The organism is Smaragdicoccus niigatensis DSM 44881 = NBRC 103563 (assembly GCF_000380645.1).
In the GTDB taxonomy this organism is placed as follows: Bacteria; Actinomycetota; Actinomycetes; order Mycobacteriales; family Mycobacteriaceae; genus Smaragdicoccus; species Smaragdicoccus niigatensis.
This window is the reverse complement of record NZ_AQXZ01000011.1, coordinates 60251-73840: the sequence shown is the minus strand read 5'-3', so window position 1 is coordinate 73840 and position 13590 is coordinate 60251. Positions and strand designations below refer to the sequence as shown.

The window sequence follows — 13590 nt, the reverse complement described above, 5'->3', positions numbered from 1 at the left end:
ATCTGCCTAAACTTTGCGTACGCTGTGGTAGCGCACAGACGACCCCCGATATCCAGCCGGATTTGACAGGGTTAGTGTGAGAGTGCCTAGCGCGATCCTTCCGGAAATAGCTTGCTGGCTGTGACCGACTCGGGGATCGGGTGGATCAATGCGGTACTTGGTGCCGCAAACATGGAAGGAACACATCGAAGTGGCGACAGAGGCGTTCATTTACGACGCGATTCGCACTCCCCGAGGCAAGGGGAAGAGGGGATCGCTGCATTCGGTCAAGCCGGTTGACCTGCTCACTGGTCTTGTCCAGGAATTCCGTAACCGATTCCCCGACCTTGACGAGGACCGCATCTCGGACCTCCTCGTCGGCTGTGTCACCCCGGTCGGTGACCAGGGCGCGGACATCGCTCGCACGGTCGTCCTGACCTCGGGCCTCCCGAACACCGTCGGTGGATACCAGCTCAACCGCTTCTGCGCCTCCGGCCTCGAGGCCGTGAACACCGCCGCGCAGAAGGTTGCCTCTGGCTTCGACGACATGGTCATCGCCGGTGGCGTTGAGTCGATGTCGCGTATCCCGATGGGCTCGGACGGCGGCGCATGGGCCATGGACCCGGCGACCAGCTACGACACCTACTTCGTCCCGCAGGGCGTCAGCGCAGACCTGATCGCCACCATCGAGGGCTTCACCCGCGATGACGTCGACGCCTACGCGGTCCGCTCGCAGGACCTGGCAGCCAAGGCTTGGTCGGGCGGCTACTTCACCAAGTCGGTCGTTCCGGTCAAGGACATCAACGGGATCACCGTTCTCGACCACGACGAGCACATGCGCCCGGGCACGACCACCGCTGACCTCGCCAAGCTCCAGCCGTCGTTCGCGATGATGGGCGAGATGGGTGGCTTCGACGCCGTCGCGCTGCAGAAGTTCCACTACATCGAGAAGATCAACCACGTCCACCACGGTGGAAACAGCTCGGGCATCGTCGACGGTGCCGCGCTCGTCCTCATCGCGAGCGAAGAGGCCGGCAAGGCTTCGGGCCTGACCCCGCGTGGACGCATCGTCGCCACCGCCACCAGCGGTGCCGACCCGACGATCATGCTCACCGGCCCGACGCCGTCGACGCAGAAGGTCCTGGCCAAGGCCGGCCTGACCATCGACGACATGGACCTCGTGGAGATCAACGAGGCGTTCGCCTCGGTCGTCCTCAAGTTCCAGAAGGACCTGAAGGTTCCGGACGAGAAGCTCAACGTCAACGGTGGCGCGATCGCCATGGGCCACCCGCTCGGCGCAACCGGCGCGATGATCCTCGGCACCGTCCTCGACGAGCTCGAGCGTCGCAACGGCCGCTACGGCGTCATCACCCTGTGCATCGGTGGCGGCATGGGCGTTTCCACCATCATCGAGCGCGTCTAAGACCTCCAGGAGAAATCAGACAAATGACGAACATCATTAACTGGGACCAGGACGCCGACGGCATCGTCACCCTGACGATCGACGACCCGAGCCAGGGCGCGAACACCATGAACGAGGCCTACACCGCCTCGATGAAGGAGACGGTCGACCGTCTCGAGGCCGAGAAGGACAGCATCACCGGTGTTGTCATCACCTCGGGCAAGAAGACCTTCTTTGCCGGTGGCGACCTCAAGAACATGATGCAGGTCGGCCCGAACGACGCGCAGGCCGTCATGGACCTGCTCAACGACGTCAAGGGCCCGCTGCGCCGCCTCGAACTCCTGGGCAAGCCGGTCGTCGCCGCGATCAACGGTGCCGCTCTCGGTGGTGGACTCGAGATCGCACTCGCGTGTCACTACCGCATCGCTGCCGACGTCAAGGGCAGCAAGATCGGTCTTCCGGAAGTGACCCTGGGTCTGCTCCCGGCCGGTGGCGGTGTCACTCGCTCGGTTCGCATGTTCGGTATTCAGAACGCACTCATGCAGGTCCTGCTCCAGGGCCAGCAGAATGTTCCGGCCAAGGCCAAGGAGATCGGCCTCGTCAACGAGCTCGTCGGCACCGTCGAGGAACTCGTCCCGGCCGCGAAGGCCTGGATCAAGGCCAACCCGGACAAGGGTGTTCAGCCGTGGGACGTCAAGGGCTACAAGATCCCGGGCGGCACCCCGTCGACCCCGGCTCTCGCCGCCAACCTCCCGGCTTTCCCGGCCAACCTGCGCAAGCAGATCAAGGGCACCAACATGCCGGCGCCGCGCGCCATCATGTCGGCCGTCATCGAGGGTGCGCAGGTCGACTTCGACAGTGCTTCGCTCATCGAGTCGCGCTACTTCGTCTCGCTGCTGACCGGCCCGGTCTCGAAGAACATGATTCAGGCGTTCTTCTTCGACCTTCAGGCGATCAACAACGGCGGTTCGCGTCCGAAGGACGTTCCGAAGCGTGAGATCAAGAAGATCGGTGTCATCGGCGCGGGCATGATGGGCGCGGGCATCGCGTACGTCTCCGCCAAGGCGGGCATCCCGGTCGTCCTCAAGGACGTCACCATCGAGGCTGCCAACAAGGGCAAGGCGTACTCGGAGGCCCTCGAGGCCAAGGCTCTCTCGCGTGGCAAGACCACCGAGGAGAAGTCGAAGGCGCTGCTCGACCTCATCACGCCGACCGCTGACGCGGCCGACTTCGCGGGTGTCGACTTCGTCATCGAGGCCGTCTTCGAGAAGCCGTCGCTGAAGAACGCGGTCTTCCAGGAGATCGAGGACATCGTCGACGCCGACGCACTGCTCGGTTCGAACACCTCGACCCTGCCGATCACGATGCTCGCTGAGGGCGTCAAGCGTCAGGAAGACTTCATCGGTATCCACTTCTTCTCGCCGGTCGACAAGATGCCGCTCGTCGAGATCATCCGTGGTGAGAAGACCTCGGACGAGGCGCTGGCTCGCGTGTTCGACTACACGCTCGCCATCCGCAAGACCCCGATCGTCGTCAACGACAGCCGTGGATTCTTCACCTCGCGCGTCATCGGAACGTTCATCAACGAGGCCATCGCGGCGCTCGGCGAGGGCGTCGACCCGGCGACCATCGAGCAGGCCGGTCTGCAGGCGGGTTACCCGGCTGCTCCGCTGAAGCTGTCGGACGAGCTGAACTTCGGCACCATGCAGAAGATCTTCAAGGAGACCGCTGCAGCTGCTGAGGAAGCCGGCATCGTCATCAACGACGCGGCGAAGAAGACGGGCGACATCATCGACCGCATGATCGAGGAGTTCGGTCGTCAGGGCAAGGCCCAGGGCGCCGGCTTCTACGAATACGTCGATGGCAAGGCCGTGGGCTTCTGGCCCGAGCTGCGGACGACCTTCAACAGCTCGCGCGAAGACGTCGTTCCGTTCGAGGACCTCAAGGACCGCATGCTGTTCGCCGAGGCCATCGAGACCCAGAAGTGCTTCGACGAGGGTGTTCTGACCACCACCGCCGACGCCAACATCGGTTCGATCTTCGGTATCGGTTTCCCGGCCTGGACCGGTGGTGTCCACCAGTTCGTCGCCAACTACAACGGTGAGGGCAAGGCTGCCTTCGTCAAGCGTGCCGACGAGCTCGCAGCCAAGTACGGCGAGCGTTTCAACGTTCCGGACTCGCTGCGCTGATTCAGTTCAGTGACGGCCCGGGGAACTTCGGTTCCCCGGGCCGTTCGCGTTCCAACCCAGGCGTCATTTTGGTGGCCTGACAACCGCTGCGGCGATTAGCCTTCCCTCATGGGAATTCGGCGCCCCGCGATGGGTGCTGCGGAGGGTCTGGCGGATCGGCTCACACTGACCTTCCGCCTGATCCTCGTCACCCTGACGCTGTTGGCGCTGGTCTTGACGGTGTTGTTCGGCATCGTGCTGCTGTGGCTGCGGCCCGCGCAGCTCGCCTATTCGGCGGCCAGTCGTGCGGTTCAGGAGACACACGCCGACATGATCGACCAGGAGACTGGTCTTCGCGGCTATCTGCTGATCCGCGACGACAGCTTCTTGGCGCCATACCGGCGCGGTGCCGACGAGTTGGCCCACGACAATGCGGACGTCGTGCGGCTGGCCGGGTCCGATGCCGCACTTGCTCCCGCGCTCCTCGAGGTACGCCTGGCACAACAGGCATGGACCGACCGGTGGGCCGCCGATGTCGTGAGCGGAGCCGCTCCGACCAGTGGTCCCGAGCTGGTTTCTTTCCTGGACGAGGGAAAGCGGTTGTTCGACGCCTATCGCCAGCGCGAGGACACACTCACCGGACTCGTCGAGGACCGTCGGGAGGTCGCGACCTCGCGCGTGACCGTCGCGTATGAGGTCGGGCTCGGACTCGTCGTGATCACACTGTCCGCGTTGGCGATTGGTGTCGCGTGGCAGCGGCGGCTCCTGGCCGACCTCGTCGTCGGGCCGGTCGAGGACATCGTCGCCGTGACTGATTTGATCGGGCAAGGTGTCCTCGACAAGCGCATCGAAACCTCGGGGCCGGCGGAGATTCAGCGCATCGGTTCGAGCGTGAATTCGATGGCGGCGGCACTGGGGGTGGCTAACGCCCTGACCAGCGCACAAGCGGAACTCGCCGCACGCCAGCAAGATCAGTTGCGCCGAATTCTCGACATGGCCCGCGAGATCTCCGGCAGCCTCAGCCTCAAGTACGTCCTGCATGCGGTGGCACACAGTGCGCTGAACGTCAGCGATTTCTCGCGGGTGATCGTGTGGCTCTCGAATCCGGACGGAGACCAGGCTCTGACGTTGGCCTACGACACTCAAACCCCGCTTGGACTACCGGCGGATCGGCCATCGGCGGAAGTCGGCGTCGGTGTCGTGGGGCAGGCGGTGAAGCACGGTCGGCTGGCAAGCGAATCCGATGGCCAGGAATCGATCGTCGAACTGAACTCAGATCGGCCGTTGCGGACTCTCGCGGTGCCGCTCGTCGTCGGTGCCCGCGTCAGTGGAGCGATCGAGTTCGTGAGCCAGAATCCGATTTCGCTCAGTGATGGCAGCCTCGAGGTCATCGAGACGCTCGCGATCCATGCGGCGGCGTCGATCGAGGCGGCGCGCCTGCATGGCGAAGCCGACAAACTGAGCAAGACCGACGCGCTGACGGCCCTTCCGAACCGCCGCAGCTTCAACAACGACATCGCGCTCGAATGCGAGCGGACGACCCGCTATCAGCGCCCGATGGCGCTCATCATGTTCGACGTCGACCACTTCAAGAGTTACAACGACGAGTTCGGCCATCAGCGGGGCGACGAAGCTCTGCAGGAGCTCGCGGCAGCCGTCCGCCGTGAGTTGCGACCCACCGATACGGCCTACCGCTTCGGTGGTGAGGAGTTCGTCGTCCTGGCCCGCGAGACCACTGGGGACGAGGCGGGAACTCTTGCCGAGCGACTGCGCGAGCGCATCGAGCACCACTTCGCCGCGCACGGAACGCTACGGCCGATCACAGCATCGTTCGGTATCGGAGTCGTGCCGCCCACCGAACCGCATCCGGACCGTGTCGTCGCCGCGGCAGATGCCGCGCTCTACCGCGCCAAGGCCAATGGCCGGAATCGGATTGAGAATGGCGCGAGCTCCGCGCGGCCCCTCGATCGGCCTCACACCTAAATCGTTCAGCGTGTGATCTGGCATTGACGCATCGGTAACAGGTTCGCCACTGGGCATTCCTACGGTCAAGCCACCAGGTGTTTCTTTCAGGGTTAGGACGTCCGTTGGCCGGAAATTCAGCACGACTGCAGGCAATTACCAGTGTCGAGGCCTACGTGCCCCCGGCGTTCAGCTTTGATCCGGCGGAAGCCCCGGGGGAGATCTTCGGCGCGAATGTCTTCACGAAGGCCGAGATGCAGGCTCGGCTGCCGAAGGCGATCTTCAAATCGGTTGTCGCCACGATCGAGAAGGGCGCCAAGCTCGACCCGGCGGTCGCGGACGCGGTCGCCGCGGCCATGAAGGACTGGGCGCTGGAGAAGGGCGCGACCCACTACGCTCACGTCTTCTACCCCATGACCGGGCTGACTGCCGAGAAGCACGACAGCTTCCTCGAGCCGGTCTCTGATGGCCAGGCACTCGCCGAATTCGCCGGCAAGACCCTGATACAGGGTGAACCGGACGCGTCCAGCTTCCCGTCGGGCGGCCTCCGCTCGACGTTCGAAGCTCGTGGTTACACCGGATGGGACGTCACCAGCCCGGCGTACATCCTCGAGAACCCGAACGGCAACACGCTGTGCGTGCCGACGGTATTCGTATCGATGACCGGCGAGGCGCTCGACTACAAGACCCCGCTGCTCCGGAGCCAGCAGGCGATGGGCGTGCACGCTGAGCGCATCCTGACCTTGTTCGGACACAAGAACATCGATCGGATCGTCTCGTTTTGCGGGCCGGAACAGGAGTACTTCCTGGTCGACCGGCACTTTTTCCTCGCGCGGCCGGACCTGATCAACGCCGGGCGCACGCTCTTCGGCGCCAAGCCGCCCAAGGGGCAGGAATTCGACGACCACTACTTCGGCGCGGTTCCCGAGCGCGTGCTGGGCTTCATGATGGACACCGAGCGCGAGCTTTTCAAGCTCGGTATTCCGGCCAAAACTCGCCACAACGAGGTCGCGCCCGGCCAGTTTGAGGTGGCACCGATGTTCGAACGTGCCAACATCGCGTCGGATCACCAACAGCTGCTCATGACGGTCTTCAAGACGGTCGCCAAGAAGCACGGCATGGAATGTCTGTTCCACGAGAAGCCGTTCGCCGGCGTCAACGGTTCGGGTAAGCACGTCAATTTCTCGGTCGGAAATTCTGAGTTGGGTTCACTGCTCGTCCCGGGGGACACTCCGCACGAAAACGCCCAGTTCCTGGTCTTCTGTGCGGCCGTGATCCGAGCCGTGCACAAGTTCGCCGGTCTGCTCCGCGTATCGGTCGCGTCGGCGACCAACGACCACCGCCTCGGCGCGAATGAGGCCCCGCCCGCGATCATCTCGATCTTCCTCGGAGACCAACTCGCCGATGTTTTCGACCAGATCGCCAAGGGCAGCGCGACGTCGTCGAAGGGTAAAGGCAGCATGATCATCGGCGTCGACACCCTGCCGGTGCTTCCGACCGACCCCGGCGACCGCAACCGCACCAGCCCGTTTGCGTTCACCGGCAACCGATTTGAGTTCCGCGCGCCAGGTTCGGGACAGACCGTCGCAGTACCGATGATCGTGCTCAACACCATCATGGCCGACTCGTTCGACTACCTGGCAACCACTCTGGAGTCGGCCGTCGCGGCGGGCGAACCGTTCGACAAAGCGGTGCAGACTCTGCTGACGGACATCATCACCGAGCACGGAGCGGTGGTGTTCAACGGCGACGGCTACTCGGAGAACTGGCAGATCGAGGCCGCGTCCCGCGGGCTGCCGAACCTCAAGACGACCCTCGATGCCATCCCGGAGCTCATCAAACCCGAGGCTGTCGAGGTGTTCGAGAAGTACGGCGTCTTCACCGAGCGGGAACTGCACAGCCGCTATGAGGTGCGTCTCGAGCAGTACGCGCTGACCATCGCGGTGGAGGCGAAGCTCGCGTTGGAAATCGGCTCGACGGTCGTGTTGCCTGCCGCGATCCGCTACCAGACCGAACTCGCACAGAACGTGATCGTGCTCAAGAGCGCGGGGCTCAAGCCGGACTCGTCGTTGCTCCAATCGGTCTCGGGGACCATTGCCGAGCTGAGCACTGCGTTGGCCACGTTGAAGGCCGCGTTGTCAGATCATTCCGCCGATTCGGCCTACGACGAGGCGAAGCATGCGCAGGTAGCGCTTCTCCCGGCGATGGAGGCGGTGCGTGTCGCGGCCGACGCTCTCGAGACGACCATCGCCGACGACCTGTGGCCGCTGCCGACCTATCAGGAGATGCTCTTCATTCTCTGAATCGACCGATCAACGCGTGGTGTGCGGGTGTCGCACACCACGCGTTTCGTAACTTTCGCCGGAATGTCCGGTCCTGTTCACGGCGCCGATGATCTCTGCTTGCTCCGCATCCGAGACGCTTAATAGAGCGAACCGAGGAGGCGTCGTGAGTCTGTACACCGGAACCACCGCAACCGTCCCGAACGTCGTCGACGTGCTTCGCCGGCGTCGTGACGCCGGCACTCGTCCAGCACGCCGGCAGGACCCATACCGAGTGGCGATCACCATCGAGGGCGGGGGCAGTCGCGTTGCCTACCCGATGGGAATCCTTGCCGCGTTCGACGAACTGAATTTGTCGCTGGCGTTCGATGCCGTCTACGGAGTCTCCGCCGGTGCGGTAGCGGGCGCATTGTTCGTCAGCGGGTCGGCGTCGGAGAGCCTGCCGCAATGGCCCGGCCTGATGGGCGGGGTGTGCGATTTCCGCCGGCTCGCGCGCGGCCGCACGCCGATCAACACCGAGCTGATCCTCGACAGTTTCGAACGTGCTCGACCCGGAATCCTCGAACAGATGGCGAGTTCGGAGGTTCCGCTGCATCCGCTCGCGACGTGCACGCGAACGGGCCAGGGCGTCGACCTGCACCCGTACATCAAAGATGCTGATACCTTCGGTCGCGCGGTGCGGGCGTCCGCCACGATTCCCGTGCTCGCGGGCCGTCCGATCGAACTGGGCGGCCGCCACTGGGTCGACGGCGGAGTCGCCGAAAACGTCGGATTCCGCACTGCGGTTGCAGACGGCGCGACGCACGTTGTCGTCTTGCGCTGCCGCCATGTCGGCGAGACGACCAAGCAGCCACATTGGCTCGAGCATGCGAGCGTTCGGCGCTATTTCAAGCGGCATTCGCCGCCGGCCATTGCGACCTGGCATGCGCGCTACCAGCGGGGCCTGGAAGACGACGCGACGCTCGAACGACTGACCGCCGACCCTTCGGCCGTCGGCCCACGAGTCCTCGAATTACGAGCTCCCGCAGACGAATACCGCATCACGCGGCTCGAGCGCGACCCTGAACTTCTGCGCCGGGCGATGTACGTCGGGCGGGCGACGGGTTACCAGGCTCTCGCCGGACTCGTGGACCACATCGAAGAACCGCACAGGTGACGAGAGTCCACGCGTTCACCGACGACGCGTTGGGGGATGACGACGCCCTCGCGTTGGCCGCCCGGATCGCCTCGGGAGAGACCAATTCGGCCGAAGTGCGAGAAGCCGCGATAACCAGGGTCGAGAAGATCGATCCGACCCTCAACGCCGTGCGGACCAACTGCTTCGACCGCCCTCGTCGGCATTCGGCGGGCCCGTTCGCGGGTGTGCCGTCGTTCATCAAGGACAACATCGAGGCCGCCGGGCTGCCGACCTACATGGGGTCGTCGGCGGTCGACCCGCTTCCCGCAAAGGTCGATGCTGGTCCGAGTCGTCAGTTCCTCGCCCAGGGTTTCGCGTTGCTCGGCAAGTCGGCGATGCCGGAATTCGGGCTGACGGCGAGTACCGAGTCGGCCTATCGCGAACCGACGCGTAATCCCTGGAACCCGGCCTACTCGGCGGGCGGATCGTCGGGCGGCGCCGGCGCATTGGTCGCGTCGGGAGCAATCCCACTCGCACACGGCAACGACGGCGGGGGATCGCTTCGCATCCCGGCCGCGGCCAACGGACTCGTTGGGCTCAAGCTGACTCCGAAGCGACTGCTCGACCGCCCCGGCGTGCGGACGTTGCCGATTGTCCTGATCTCCGAAGGCGTGCTCACGCGCACGGTTCGCGACACCGCGCACTATCTCGTGGCTGCAGAGAGTTACCACCCCGAACTCGATCCGGTCGGCCTGGTCGCGGGGCCGTCGTCGCGGCGGCTACGGATCGGCTTCGTCGTGCAGGACATCCTCGACCGCCGGGTTCATCCCGAGGTCGAAGCCACGTTGCGCTCGGCCATTGCGGTGTTCGAGGGACTCGGGCATCACGTCGTCGGCGAGATGAGGTTCGATGTGAGCCCGGAGTTCGTGGACGACTTCAAGACCTATTGGGCGTGGAATGCGATCTTCCAGTCGTCGGCCCTCGCCGGTCTCCACGGCCGCCGATTCGATCCCCGTGGGCTCGATCCGTTCACCAAGGGCCTGGCCCGTTTTGCGAGCCGCCGACCGCATCGACTGGTCACCGGTCTGCGACGGCTCAGTCGAACCAGACGCGCCTACCCACGGCATTTTCGAGCCGTCGATGTCTTCATCACGCCCGTGGTTGCGCAGCCGGTGCCGCTGATCGGCGAACAGGCACCGACGCAGGACTTCGAGGTGCTCTTCGACAAACTCGTCGAATATGCGGCGTTCACGCCGTTCGCGAACCTCGGTGGCGGGCCCGCGATCGCGTTGCCGCACGGCATGACGAGTTCCGGACTGCCGGGTTCGGTCCAGATCTGTGCGCGTGCAGGCGCCGAGCGGACATTGCTCGAACTCGCCTATGAGCTGGAAGCAGCGAGCCCGTTCCCACGAATCACGCAATGAGCGGCGGTTTCTGGGTACTCGATGACAATGAAGTGGTTACGAAGTGCCGCTGCAGCGGCGTTTGCCCTGACTCTGGCGGGCTGCAGTTCGAGTGGCCCGGACGTGGAGCAGGAACATGGCAAGACCCTCCAGTCGGAGGTCGCGGCGTCGTCGAGTTCGGCCGCAGCGTCATCCTCGGCGAATGCGCCGCGGGGCGCGTCCACCAATGGCAGCCAGGTGATCGTCTTCGATTACCGCAGCGAGGACGCGGACCGGATCTATTACAAGTTCTCGACCCCGGGAAACGCGGAATCCTGCGTCATCTCGCTCCGTAAGGGCGATACCGAGACGCTGCCCGAATCCAACACAACGTGTGTCCGCAAGGATGCCGCCGCCGGGCAACAGGGGTCGTGCGACCAGTCGAACGCGACCGGTGCCGTCGTCACCTCGACCCGCGCCAGTTACAGCTGTGGCGCCGCCCAGGGCAACTACAAGACGCTCGAGTCTGGCGATGCGATCGATGTCGGTGGATTCCGTTGCATCTCTGAGCAATCCAAGATCACGTGCCATTTCTCCGAGCCAGGATTCACCCTGACCCGAGATAACGTCACGTTGTACTGAACCGTTGCCCGCGCTCCGATGCCCTTCTAGGGTGCAGCCATGACCTTGCAGTCCGTCACGCTCAGTAATGGCGTCGAAATGCCGATCCTCGGTTTCGGCGTCTTCCAGATCCCGCCAGGCCAGACGCAGGCCACGGTGGAGGCTGCGCTCGAGGTCGGGTACCGGCATCTCGACACCGCGGCCGCGTATCAGAACGAAGAAGCGGTCGGTGCCGCGATCGCCGCGAGCGGCATACCCCGTGATGAGCTGTTCGTGACGACCAAGTTGTGGATCCAGCACGCGCCGACGGGAAGCGTCGAAGACGACAGCAGGCGGTCGTTCGACAACTCGCTGCGCCGGCTCGGGCTCGACTACGTCGACCTGTATCTCATCCACCAGCCGTTCGGCGACGTCTACAGCGAGTGGCGCGCTCTGCAGCAACTGAACAAGGAAGGGCTGGCCCGGGCGATCGGGGTCTCGAACTTCTATCCGGACCGGCTGGTCGACCTCATCGACCACAACGAGATCGCCCCAACGGTCAATCAGGTCGAGACGCATCCCTTCTTTCAACGTGAATCGGACCAAGCGTTGATGAAAGAGCGCGGCGTTCAGATCGAGTCGTGGGGTCCCTTTGCGGAGGGCCGCAACAACATCTTTTCCGATCCAGTGCTCGGTGCTATCGGCGAATCGCACGGCAAGTCGATCGCCCAGGTTGTCCTGCGGTGGCTCGTCCAGCGTGAGGTCGTCGTGATTCCGAAGTCGGTGCGCAAGGACCGGATGGCCGAGAATTTCGACATTTTCGACTTCACCCTGACCGACGATCAATTGGCGCAGATCGCCACGCTCGACACGGGCGTCAGTCTGTTCTTCGACCACCGCGAGCCGACCATGGTCGGTCGACTCGGCGGACATCGCGTCAGCTGACGATGCCGACAACCGTCTTCGCCGCCCGCCGGGCGGTGATGATCGCGTTCTTTCTCAACGGCTTCGGCTTCGCGACCTGGGTGTCGCGGATTCCGGCAGTCCGCGCGGAACTCGAACTCTCCAATGGCCGACTGGGTCAGTTGCTACTCGTGATCGCCGTCGGTTCGGTGCTGACGCTGCCCACGGCGGGCGCATTGATCAATCGCATCGGCGCTGCGCACGTGGTGCGCGTCGGGGTTATCGCCGCCGTGTTCGGGCTCGGGACCACGGCGATCGGAACCGGGGTTCTGCAAAGCGTGCCGGTCGTCGGCGTCGGGCTGTTCTGCTACGGCGTCGGCATCGGTCTATGGGACGTGGCGATGAACGTCGAAGGCGCGGCGGTGGAACGTGAGCTCGGACGCACGATCATGCCGGTCTTCCATGCGCTGTTCAGCTTGGGTGCGGTGGCCGGCGCGGTCATCGGTGCCGTCGCGACGGGTGTTGGAATGTCGTTGGTCGCGCATGTCGTGCCGATGGCGGTACTCATGTTCGTGCTTGCCCAGGTGACGGTCGGCAACTTCCTGCCGCGCGACGCGGTCCACGCCGAAGGCGTGCCTGTGCGAGGTCGAGCACTGCGCGCGTGGCTCGAGCCGCGCACGATCCTGATCGGGCTGATGGTGTTCGCGTTGGCCGTGACCGAGGGGACGGCCAACGACTGGCTGGCGGTCGCGCTCGTGGATGGCTATGCGGTGCCGCACTGGGTGGGGGTCGCCGGGTTCGTGGTCTTCGTGTCCTCGATGACCGCCGCGCGGATGTTCGGGTCGGTGCTGGTCGATCGCTGGGGTCGTGCGCTGATGTTGTGGTCGACGATGGCGGCGGCGATCGTCGGCGTGCTTCTCATCGTGGTCGGCGGACATCCGGCAATCGTCTCCGCAGGGATTGTGTTGTGGGGAGCGGGTGCCTCGCTGGGCTTCCCGGTCGGAATCAGCGCAGCGGCCGACGATCCGGCGCATGCCGCGGTCCGGGTCAGCGTCGTCTCGACGATCGCCTACCTGGCCTTTTTGGCCGGTCCACCTCTCCTGGGCGTGGTGGCCGACCACATCGGCACGCTGAACGCGTTGTTGGTCGTTGCGGTGTTGCTCGTGCCGAGTGCGTTGTTGGTTCCGGCGGCTGCACCTCGAGCAGTCTCGGCGGTTCAGTCCGACTGAAACGCCCGCAACCGCGCCGCGATTTCACTGACCTCTGAAAACGTTCCATCGGCAACGCTGACGACGAATTTCTCCGCCTCATCGACGGGCAGACCTAGCTGGACGCCGTTGAGGCCCAGAAAGACGGCCGTCGCGGTAATCCCGAATCGCTTGTTGCCGTCGATGAGGGGATGAGATCGAACGATCGAGTGCATGAGCGCCGCGGCCTTCTCGAAGACGTCAGGGTAGGCATCTTCTCCGAAGACGGTCGCCTTCGGTCGCTCCAGCGCTGCGTGGAGCAGGCCGATATCCCGGAAGTGTGCCTTGCCGTCCACCGCGATATCTGCGATCGCCTGTGCTTGGGCAAAGGACAAGTAGATCACTGGGCGAGCCGGTCGATCAGTTCGCGATTCTGTTTGACGAATTCCTGCGCCAGATGAGCCGCCATCGAAACCTCGCGACGCTCGACATATTCGGCGATCGCCAAGATGACCGCTGATTGCATCGAAATCCCCTGCGCCTTCGCGGACTCGCGAAGTTGCTCGTTGAGTTCGTCGGGGATGCGGAGAGTCATGGCCATGACCTCG

At 64.4% G+C, this 13590-nt stretch carries 11 protein-coding genes; 9 read left to right on the top strand and 2 right to left on the bottom strand.

The window, feature by feature from the left end:
• Positions 1-190: 190 nt before the first annotated feature.
• The 9 genes from F600_RS0103640 to F600_RS0103600 all read left to right on the top strand — a co-directional run bounded on the left by F600_RS0103640 (position 191) and on the right by F600_RS0103600 (position 13024).
• Positions 191-1402: an acetyl-CoA C-acetyltransferase gene (locus tag F600_RS0103640; RefSeq protein ID WP_026306129.1), complete on the top strand. Its 1212-nt coding sequence runs from the start codon at positions 191-193 to the stop codon at positions 1400-1402.
• A gap of 23 nt (positions 1403-1425) precedes the next feature.
• Positions 1426-3570 (top strand): 3-hydroxyacyl-CoA dehydrogenase NAD-binding domain-containing protein, encoded by a 2145-nt coding sequence (locus F600_RS0103635; RefSeq protein ID WP_018159231.1) that lies wholly within the window; start codon positions 1426-1428, stop codon positions 3568-3570.
• A gap of 108 nt (positions 3571-3678) precedes the next feature.
• Positions 3679-5532 carry a sensor domain-containing diguanylate cyclase gene (locus F600_RS0103630; RefSeq protein WP_081628698.1) on the top strand — a complete coding sequence of 618 codons (1854 nt, stop codon included), beginning with the start codon at positions 3679-3681 and terminating at the stop codon, positions 5530-5532.
• A 104-nt stretch (positions 5533-5636) separates the two neighbouring features.
• Positions 5637-7814 carry a glutamine synthetase III family protein gene (locus F600_RS0103625; protein ID WP_026306128.1) on the top strand — a complete coding sequence of 726 codons (2178 nt, stop codon included), beginning with the start codon at positions 5637-5639 and terminating at the stop codon, positions 7812-7814.
• Positions 7815-7959: 145 nt separating this feature from the next.
• On the top strand, positions 7960-8949 hold the full coding sequence (locus tag F600_RS0103620) for a patatin-like phospholipase family protein (RefSeq protein WP_018159228.1): 990 nt from the start codon (positions 7960-7962) through the stop codon (positions 8947-8949).
• Positions 8946-10334: an amidase gene (locus F600_RS0103615; protein WP_018159227.1), complete on the top strand. Its 1389-nt coding sequence runs from the start codon at positions 8946-8948 to the stop codon at positions 10332-10334. The genes F600_RS0103620 and F600_RS0103615 overlap by 4 nt, the downstream gene beginning before the upstream one ends.
• A gap of 27 nt (positions 10335-10361) precedes the next feature.
• Positions 10362-10934: a hypothetical protein gene (locus tag F600_RS0103610; protein WP_156024397.1), complete on the top strand. Its 573-nt coding sequence runs from the start codon at positions 10362-10364 to the stop codon at positions 10932-10934.
• 39 nt (positions 10935-10973) lie between these two features.
• Positions 10974-11837: an aldo/keto reductase gene (locus F600_RS0103605; RefSeq protein ID WP_018159225.1), complete on the top strand. Its 864-nt coding sequence runs from the start codon at positions 10974-10976 to the stop codon at positions 11835-11837.
• 2 nt (positions 11838-11839) lie between these two features.
• Entirely contained in the window at positions 11840-13024 is a 1185-nt protein-coding gene (locus F600_RS0103600; RefSeq protein WP_018159224.1) for an MFS transporter, read from the top strand.
• Here the strand turns inward: F600_RS0103600 and F600_RS32280 are convergent.
• Both F600_RS32280 and F600_RS32275 read right to left on the bottom strand, forming a co-directional pair.
• Positions 13012-13386, bottom strand: a complete 375-nt coding sequence (locus F600_RS32280) for a type II toxin-antitoxin system death-on-curing family toxin (protein ID WP_018159223.1) — start codon at positions 13384-13386, stop codon at positions 13012-13014. The genes F600_RS0103600 and F600_RS32280 overlap by 13 nt on opposite strands.
• Positions 13383-13583 carry an Arc family DNA-binding protein gene (locus tag F600_RS32275; protein WP_018159222.1) on the bottom strand — a complete coding sequence of 67 codons (201 nt, stop codon included), beginning with the start codon at positions 13581-13583 and terminating at the stop codon, positions 13383-13385. The genes F600_RS32280 and F600_RS32275 overlap by 4 nt, the downstream gene beginning before the upstream one ends.
• Between the last annotated feature and the right edge of the window lie 7 nt (positions 13584-13590).

Bases quoted from the DNA above. Each gene is read 5' to 3' on its own strand.
- F600_RS0103635 (WP_018159231.1), top strand. From the start codon at position 1,426: ATGACGAACATCATTAACTGGGACCAGGACGCCGACGGCATCGTCACC.
- F600_RS0103630 (WP_081628698.1), top strand. From the start codon at position 3,679: ATGGGAATTCGGCGCCCCGCGATGGGTGCTGCGGAGGGTCTGGCGGAT.
- F600_RS0103610 (WP_156024397.1), top strand. From the start codon at position 10,362: ATGAAGTGGTTACGAAGTGCCGCTGCAGCGGCGTTTGCCCTGACTCTG.
- F600_RS0103605 (WP_018159225.1), top strand. From the start codon at position 10,974: ATGACCTTGCAGTCCGTCACGCTCAGTAATGGCGTCGAAATGCCGATC.
- F600_RS0103600 (WP_018159224.1), top strand. From the start codon at position 11,840: ATGCCGACAACCGTCTTCGCCGCCCGCCGGGCGGTGATGATCGCGTTC.
- F600_RS32275 (WP_018159222.1), bottom strand. From the start codon at position 13,583: ATGGCCATGACTCTCCGCATCCCCGACGAACTCAACGAGCAACTTCGC.